Raw genomic sequence first — 5193 nt, forward strand, 5'->3', positions numbered from 1 at the left:
CGGCAGTGGAAGGTGATCCAGCACGTCCGGGAGAAATTCTCCTGCCGTGACTGCGAGGCGATCAGCCAGCCACCGGCACCCTTCCACGTGATCCCCAGAGGCTGGGCGGGCCCCAGCCTCTTGGCGATGATCCTGTTCGAGAAGTTCGGCCAGCATCAGCCGCTGAACCGCCAGGCCGAGCGTTATGCCCGGGAAGGCGTGCCGTTGAGTCTGTCGACGCTGGCTGATCAGGTGGGCGCCTGCGCTGCCGTGCTGCGGCCGATCTACCAGCGCATCCAAGCCCATGTTCTGGCAGGCTCGCGCCTACATGGCGACGACACCACCGTGCCGGTCCTGGCGAAGGGCAAGACGGATATCGCCCGGTGCTGGACGTACGTGCGCGATGATCGACCGTTCGCTGGGCCGGCTCCGCCGGCAGCCTTGTTCTTCTACTCCCGCGACCGAGCCGGCGAGCACCCGCAGGCTCATCTCCAAGGCTGGAGCGGCATCCTGCAGGCCGATGCGTATGGGGGCTACGGCAAGCTCTATGGGTCTGGCCGAATCCTGGAAGCCAGCTGTTGGGCCCACGCGCGGTGCAAGTTCTTTGAGCTGGCCGATCTCACCGCTGCTGCGCGACGACGAACGCAAGGCAAGGCAGCCGCAACTATCTCACCTTTGGCGCTCGAGGCCGTCCGGCGGATCGACGCCCTGTTCGCCATCGAACGGGACATCCACGGCCTGCCGGCAGACCAGCGGCAGGCAGCGCGGCAGGAGAGAAGCGCACCGCTGGTCAGTGAACTGGAGGCCTGGATGCGGCAAGAGCGGGCCAGACTGTCGCGTCATGCCGAGGTCGCCAAGGCCATGGACTACCTGCTCAAGCGATGGAAGGCCTTCACCCGCTTCCTCGTCGACGGCCAAGTCTGCCTCTCCAACAACGCCGCCGAGCGGGCGCTGCGCGGCATCGCCCTCGGCCGCAAGGCATGGCTGTTCGCCGGATCGGATCGTGGCGGCGAGCGTGCCGCGCTCCTCTACAGCCTGATCGGCACCGCCAAGCTCAACAAGGTCGATCCGCAGGCCTGGCTTGCCGATGTCCTCGACCGTGTCGCCGGGCATCCCGCCCATAAGCTCGACGAGCTCATGCCCTGGAACTGGACGTCGTCAGCCAAAGCCGCTCAAGCAGCCTGATCCAGCCCAACTATCACCCAACCGCGGCCCTCGCCGGAGGGATACGTTCAGGCCATAGGTTGATCGGCTCTTCGCAGGTTCATGGCCATACAGAGCAGCCAGAGTTGGCAGCGGTTGCGGACGAGGCTGCGGTAGCGGACTCGGCGATATAGATAGCGCCGCTTCATGGTGCCGAAAAGTTTTTCGATCTGACTACGCAAGGGCGTGATCGCGACGTTCATCCATTTCCGACAACGCGGCTGGCGCTTGCCGACGTGCCGGCGATGCATGATGCGGTCGGTGATGCCGATCTCGGCCAAGGGCTCCCGTCCCGTCATCGACTCGTATGCCTTCCGCTAGCACGGCTGCCTCGTCACCGCAGATGAGCGCATCGGCGGCGATGCTCTAGCTCTGATCGAGCGTGAACTTGGCTATGACCGACCAGTCACGATGGCCAAATCCGGCGTCCACGGCCTCGCGCACACGGCCATGAACGGGATCGAGCATTGCCAGAGTGCGGCTAGCGGCGGTAGCGGCTTCCCTGGCCAATCGGGGATCCTTGAGCCCCAGCGTCGCCTTGAAGCCGGGCTGCTAGTCACCCCTGCCGATGCTGGCAGTATAGACTTGATAGGAACGGCTGCCGAACAGCGTGCCGAGGATCAGCTCGAAGAAACGGTCGCGCGGCAATCCGTTCGCTTCAGTCAGCACCACTGTCGGGCCAACAGGTGTTCGACGTCCTGGACACCAACAACGACAACAAGCTAACGGCGGCTGATCAGTGGGTGGACGTCAAGCGTGACCATGGATGGCGTTGTCGAGTCGTCGCTGGTGCTCGACATCGGTGCTGTCGTCGGTGCGGGTCTGTTCAGCGGTGTTGGCGAGGACACGCTGCCAATCTGGCACATGACCAGCTGGTGAAGAGCGACTTTGTGTTGGCTTGAGGCAGAGCTGCAGGTAGCAGGCGAACAGCCCGGCATGTCACGTGCCGGGCTGTTCGTGCTGGTCGCCATATCCGCATCCCAATCGGTCATAATATAGCTACCTCAGCCAACGTTAATTGCAGCTTCGGTAACTCCGCCTGGACCCAGGCGGCATCCAGCAGTGTCTCCACGAAATACAATCCCGGCCTTGCTGCCGGCTTGCCATCCAGGCCCAGCAGCCGCTCGGCCACCAGCACCACGCCCTTGGCACCGAATGCCACGTTCCCGTCCGGGTCTGTGACCATCCATCGCCTCGTAACGACGTTGCCGTCCAGTGTCTGGCCGATGATCTCGATCATCACCTCATGCCCTGGGTTGCCGTCCCTACCGGCTGCGGTAGGTGCACTGCCCATGTCGAGGCGCACCGACCTGGCGCCGGTGGGTGCCCACAGCCCGAGCGGGTCGGTCAACCCTGCGGCCTCCGCCGGTACCTCCTTTCCGCCGCCGCGGCGGATCGGTTGCATCGCCTCGGGCGGCAGCCAGCGCCAGTGGCCGTCGACCAGTGCCAACGGAGGCGGGCCCGCCTTCATGATGCGCTCCAGATCCTTCTCCGCACCTGGCGGCAATGGATCGGCCGGGTCGAAGACCGCACCCAGCACGATCGCGTCGACGCTGGCGTAGTACCGCGCCAGTGACAGCGCGATCATGGCCGGCAGGCCACCATGCATATGCCCGAGCAGCGCCAACGCGGTGTCGGGTCGATGCGCATGCATCGCCACCAGGGGTGCGATCTCGAAGGCCGCCTCCGACAGCGCGATATAGGGCAGGCTGCGGTCCTGCGCGAAGCGGTAGCTGACATGCCCATGGTCCTTAAAGGCCGGGATCACCATGCTGAACCGGCGTCCTTCCAGCCCCAGATCGGCACGATCAAGGTCGATGGCGGTCGCATCGGCATTGCCCAGCACATGCGCGAACTCCCGGGCACGCACCTGGTCACGCGCGGCGATGGTGATCGGCAGATCCGGATGGCGAGCACGGAGCCATTCGGCGATCTTGCGCCCCAACGCGCCCGTGCCACCGATCAGCAAGACGGGATCGATGTTCATCGTGCATCCTCCATCCGGGTGAAGCTGCCGCCGATCGCCGCCAGCCGGCGAAGATAGGCATCGGGATCGATCAGCTGCTCGGGAAAGTAGACGCCGGCCGTGGTCGCAGGCTTGCCGTCCAGGCCGGTCAGCCGTTCCAGCATCATCGCCACGCCCAGTGCGGTCACAGGAGCCTGGCCTTGCGGATGAACGATGGCATGCCGCTCGCGATGCGGCCCACCTTCGGGGGTTTTGCCGCTCAGCGTGATAATGATCTCGGTCGACATCGGTCCGCCACGGCGGCGGTTCGAGCTCATGCCGACCGAGACGTTCAGCTGGATGTTCGGAGCATGGGTAACGGCCGCGAGTGCCGCGATGTCGAGCGGGGAATAGGCGAAGGCTTCCATCGCCTCGCCGTCCACCGCACGGATCACGGCCTTCGCTTCATCCCCGTTCCGCCAATGGAAATTGCCCTCGCGGCGGGTGAGCGCCGCAGGTGCCAGCTGGGTCAGCCGGTGCATGTCGATATCGGCGGCCGGCCCCCCGATGTCCTCCTCGTCCAGCACCGCGTCGATCACGATGTCGGTCACGCGCGCGAACTTCCGCGCCAGGTGCAGCGTCGCCAGCACGGCGGCGCCGGCCAGCCACTCGCTGCCCAGCACGACAGGTGCTGCACGGGGATGGTGGATGAACGCCGATACTTCGGGTCCGATTTCGAAGGTGCCGCTCGAAATGCCGATATGGGGCACGCCGCGCACTTGTGCGAAACGCAGGGCGGCTAGGCGGTCGTCCTTGAGGAAGATCGCCACGGCACCGATCGACCGGTCGCCCAGTCCCAGGTCATCGGCGCCCAGGTCGACCGCCACGCCCTCGGCCTGGCTGATCTCGGCAGCAACCTGCCCTGCCTTGCCCAGGTCACGGCCGCCGATCAGCAGCGGCGCTTCAGGGTTCGCGTCGCGCAGGAGCTTCGCGGTCCAGCGGCCGACGATGCCGGACCCGCCGATCAACAGGATGGGAGCGTCTCGCATTGCACCTTCCCTTTTGCTACTCTTAGTAACCTACTTTTAGTAGGTGACCATTAGTAACCTACGAAAAGTAGGTTTTGCAAGACCCGAAGGGCGTGTCCGTGCCACCTTCCTCCACATCCCGGCTTTCCAAGGCTGAACGCCGCCAGCAACTGCTCGACACTGCACGCGTCATCGTGCGGGAAGAGGGCGCCGACCGGTTGACGCTCGGGCACCTCGCGGCGCGCGCCGGCGTGTCCAAACCCATCGTCTACGAGCACTTCGGCACCCGCCCCGGCCTCCTGATCGCCCTCTACAAGGCGATCGACGCGGGGCAGGCCGAGGCAGTGCGTGAGGCCTTGCTCGCGGCACCACGCGAGCTGGACGAGACCGCGACGATGCTCGCCGACGCCTACATGCACTGCTATGCCGACACGAGTGGCGAGTGGCATGCCGTCGGTGCGGCCTTGTCGGGCAGCGAAGAGATGGGTGCCGTTCACCAGGAGCTGCTCGCCATCTATGTCTCGCTCTTCGTGACTGCGCTGGAGCCGTACAGCACCCTGCCAGCCAGGCTGCTGCATTTGTGCTGTGTTGGGCTCGTCGGCGCCGGTGAAGCACTGTCGGCGGCGATGGTGCGTGGCGAGGCAACGGAGAAGCAGGCAGCGGAAGCCTTGGCGGCCCTGATGCGCGGCAGCGTAGGAACGGTGTGATCATGCAACGGGACACATTACGTGCTCAGATCGGCGACCAAGCCGAGCCAACTTCAGCACTGATAAGTTACAATATGCCTACTGCTCATGCGCAGTCTGCCGCGGCGGTCTTTAGGCCGGAGTGCAACAGCCCAACGTCTTCACCCGCGCGGCACTTGGCGATGAACCATGATTGCCCTCCCGCTACACCACGCGGGGCCGGAAGAACACCTCATCGGGATCCTCCTCCTGCGGTGGTGCCGGCAGGTTGATCCTGGCCCGCTCGGCCGGGTTCAGGCCCAGCAGGCCGCCCAGCTTGTTGAGCGCCGACAGCTGCGCGCCGGTCATCGCC

The 5193-nt window shown here is 65.3% G+C and carries 6 protein-coding genes; 3 read left to right on the forward strand and 3 right to left on the reverse strand.

Going from position 1 to position 5193, the window contains the following annotated elements; translation table 11 throughout:
* The coding region (gene tnpC, locus VHL31_RS07055) for an IS66 family transposase (protein WP_329660499.1) at window positions 1-1164 on the forward strand (1164 nt) is incomplete at its 5' end.
* Between the two features lie 47 nt (window positions 1165-1211).
* Here tnpC and VHL31_RS07060 read toward each other — a convergent pair.
* A complete protein-coding gene (locus VHL31_RS07060; protein ID WP_329660500.1) occupies window positions 1212-1463 on the reverse strand; it encodes a transposase in 252 nt (83 codons plus the stop codon).
* 475 nt (window positions 1464-1938) lie between these two features.
* Here VHL31_RS07060 and VHL31_RS07065 point away from each other — a divergent pair, with 475 nt between their 5' ends.
* Window positions 1939-2061, forward strand: a complete 123-nt coding sequence (locus VHL31_RS07065) for a hypothetical protein (RefSeq protein WP_329660501.1) — start codon at window positions 1939-1941, stop codon at window positions 2059-2061.
* 109 nt (window positions 2062-2170) lie between these two features.
* On the opposite strand, the gene VHL31_RS07070 is transcribed toward VHL31_RS07065, so the two are convergent.
* Together VHL31_RS07070 and VHL31_RS07075 are read right to left on the reverse strand one after the other, a co-directional pair.
* Window positions 2171-3169 (reverse strand): hypothetical protein, encoded by a 999-nt coding sequence (locus VHL31_RS07070; protein WP_329660502.1) that lies wholly within the window; start codon window positions 3167-3169, stop codon window positions 2171-2173.
* Window positions 3166-4176 carry a hypothetical protein gene (locus tag VHL31_RS07075; RefSeq protein WP_329660503.1) on the reverse strand — a complete coding sequence of 337 codons (1011 nt, stop codon included), beginning with the start codon at window positions 4174-4176 and terminating at the stop codon, window positions 3166-3168. Before VHL31_RS07075 ends, VHL31_RS07070 begins: the two co-directional genes overlap by 4 nt.
* A 92-nt stretch (window positions 4177-4268) precedes the next feature.
* Between VHL31_RS07075 and VHL31_RS07080 the strand changes: the two genes are divergently transcribed.
* Entirely contained in the window at window positions 4269-4862 is a 594-nt protein-coding gene (locus VHL31_RS07080; RefSeq protein WP_329660504.1) for a TetR/AcrR family transcriptional regulator, read from the forward strand.
* Window positions 4863-5193: the final 331 nt, after the last annotated feature.

Origin of the sequence: Geminicoccus sp. (assembly GCF_036263595.1) — a bacterium.
GTDB lineage: Bacteria > Pseudomonadota > Alphaproteobacteria > Geminicoccales > Geminicoccaceae > Geminicoccus.

Excerpts from the sequence above, each read along its gene's own strand:
- VHL31_RS07075 (WP_329660503.1), bottom strand. The coding sequence starts at position 4,176 with ATGCGAGACGCTCCCATCCTGTTGATCGGCGGGTCCGGCATCGTCGGC.
- VHL31_RS07070 (WP_329660502.1), bottom strand. The coding sequence starts at position 3,169 with ATGAACATCGATCCCGTCTTGCTGATCGGTGGCACGGGCGCGTTGGGG.